The organism is Flavobacterium sp. UMI-01, assembly GCF_019656315.1.
In the GTDB taxonomy this organism is placed as follows: domain Bacteria; phylum Bacteroidota; class Bacteroidia; order Flavobacteriales; family Flavobacteriaceae; genus Flavobacterium.
This window is the reverse complement of record NZ_BPLU01000036.1, coordinates 1-1,274: the sequence shown is the minus strand read 5'-3', so window position 1 is coordinate 1,274 and position 1,274 is coordinate 1. Positions and strand designations below refer to the sequence as shown.

The 1,274-nt window shown below is 29.5% G+C and carries 1 protein-coding gene; it reads left to right on the top strand.

Annotated elements, in window-relative coordinates:
* The first annotated feature begins 353 nt into the window (after positions 1-353).
* On the top strand, positions 354-872 hold the full coding sequence (locus K5R64_RS17220; RefSeq protein ID WP_255580350.1) for a transposase: 519 nt from the start codon (positions 354-356) through the stop codon (positions 870-872).
* The last annotated feature ends 402 nt before the right edge of the window (positions 873-1,274 follow it).

Below are 1,274 nucleotides of genomic sequence, written 5' to 3'. Positions count from 1 at the left end.
GGTTTAATAGTCAAAAATAGTTGGTAAAAACACCGTAAGGCATTATAAAATATGATGTTTCCGAAAGTTTATTGAAATTCGTTTCAATAAACTTTTTTTATTTATGAAAAATCAAAAAAAAGCGCTGTCCAACGTGTAAAAGTCTTCAAACAATTAAATGGGGAATACAGCAAAATAAGCAACGATTTAAATGCAAAAATTGCGGGCAATTATTTACATCAAACAACAAATCAGTTTCAGATTCCAACAAAGAAATTTGGTTCAAAAATTGGATAGTTGGCAAGGATACTTTTGATAAAATCTCTCTTGAATCGGGATATAGTAAAAGTACATTACAGCGATATTTTTCTAGAATGTTAAGCAAAGCTCCAGTTTTAGAATTTAGTTCTACTGATGAAATATACCTGGTTCTTGATGGAACCTATTTCCCAAATGATATTTGTTTAGTAGTGTATAGAAATTTTCATTTAAAGTCGACTCAACTTTATCGAATGACAGATGGAGAACATTTTGAAGAGATTGCTGAAGATTTACAGAATTTATTAAACATTGGAATTAATATTAAAAGTATCACTTCTGATGGCGATAAATCGTCTATAAAAGCTATTAAAAAAGTTTGTCCAAAAGTGCCTTTTCAAAGATGTTTGGTGCATATATCAAGGATGTGTCGAATATGGCTCACACAGAACCCTAAACATCCATCTGGTTTTGAGCTCAAGCAAATAGCAATAAAAATTCACCATATCAATTCTGAATATAAACGTCAATTATGGCTTATTGAACTCATTCAATGGGAAGAAAAATATAGAGATTATATTAATCAAAAATCATACAATATCGAAACAGGAAGATATTGGTATACCATAAAATGATTAGGCGTTCATTTAATGTAATTAAAAAAGCATTACCAAACATGTTCCTTTATTTAAAAGACAACAAAATACCAAATTCAACAAATTCTTTAGAGTCGTTTTTTGGACATTTAAAAGGAAATCTAAATATTCACAGAGGGTTATGTTTGGCTAATAGAAAAAACTTTTTGAAGTGGTATTTGTTCTATAAAAATCAAATTGGTAAATAGGTTTTTTTAGCCATAGTGTACACCAAAAAATGTATAAAAAAGGGCAGATTTACACTGCCCTCATTTTTCGTATGTACATCAAATTTATTGCTAATTGGTTGCTCCTCAGCAGAGCCAATGTCCTCTTCAATTTGATGGTGAAATTTAATTAATCTAAAATCAAAAATCACCAACTATTTTTGACCACATTACC

Coding starts and splice junctions, on each gene's coding strand:
- K5R64_RS17220 (WP_255580350.1), top strand. CDS start 354: ATGTTAAGCAAAGCTCCAGTTTTAGAATTTAGTTCTACTGATGAAATA.